The organism is Arthrobacter sp. AD-310 (assembly GCF_054656615.1).
In genome coordinates, this window is the sequence record NZ_BAAHNO010000041.1 from 4,243 (window position 1) to 5,216 (window position 974).

1 protein-coding gene is annotated in these 974 nt (G+C 67.9%); it reads right to left on the reverse strand.

Translation table 11 applies throughout. The annotated features are described in order from the left end of the window. Positions 1 to 974: transketolase-like TK C-terminal-containing protein (locus ACYQ1Z_RS19230; protein WP_459794150.1), on the reverse strand; the 974-nt coding region annotated here is incomplete at both ends.

Below are 974 nucleotides of genomic sequence, written 5' to 3' on the forward strand. Positions count from 1 at the left end.
ACCTCGCCGCGGCGCGCCAGCATTTCAAGGGCACGGACCACGATGGAGTGGGTGTCGTTCTTGAAGTAGCGGCGGGCTGCTGCGCGGGTGTCGGAGAAGCCGAAGCCGTCGGCGCCGAGGGTGGCGTATTCGTTCGGGACGAATTGCCGGATCTGGTCGGGGACGGCTTTCATGTAGTCACTGACGGCGACGACGGGGCCGGTGGCGCCTTCGAGCTGTTGGGTGACGAACGGGACCCGGGCGGGTTGTCCGGGGTTGAGGAAGGCTTCTTCTTCGGCGGCGAGGCCGTCGCGTCGGAGTTCGTTCCAGGAGGTGACGGACCAGACGTCGGCGGACACGGACCAGTCTTCGGCGAGGATGCGCTGGGCTTCGAGGGCCCAGGGCACGGACACGCCGGAGGCCAGGATCTGGGTCCGGGGGCCGTCGATCTTTGCCGGGGCGAGCAGGTAGATGCCCTTGATGACGCCTTCGACGTCCAGCTCTTCGGGTTCGGCCGGCTGCACGATCGGCTCGTTGTACACGGTGAGGTAGTACATGAGGTTCCGGTCGGTGCTGTCGGGGCCGTACATGCGCTCGAGGCCGTCGCGGATGATGTGGCCCATTTCGTAGCCGTAGGCGGGGTCGTAGGTGACCACTGCCGGGTTGGTTGACGCGAGCAGGGGGGAGTGGCCGTCGGCGTGCTGGAGGCCTTCGCCGGTGAGGGTGGTGCGTCCTGCGGTGGCGCCGATGATGAAGCCGCGGGTCATTTGGTCGGCGGCTGCCCAGAAGGCGTCGCCGGTGCGCTGGAAGCCGAACATGGAGTAGAACACGTAGACCGGGACCAGGGGTACGCCGTGGGTGGCGTAGGCGGTGCCGGCGGCGGTGAAGGCTGCGACGGCGCCGGCTTCGTTGATGCCGGGGTGGATCAGCTGCCCGGCGGGGGATTCCTTGTAGGCCAGGACGAGGTCCCGGTCCACGGAGAGGTAGTTCTGGCC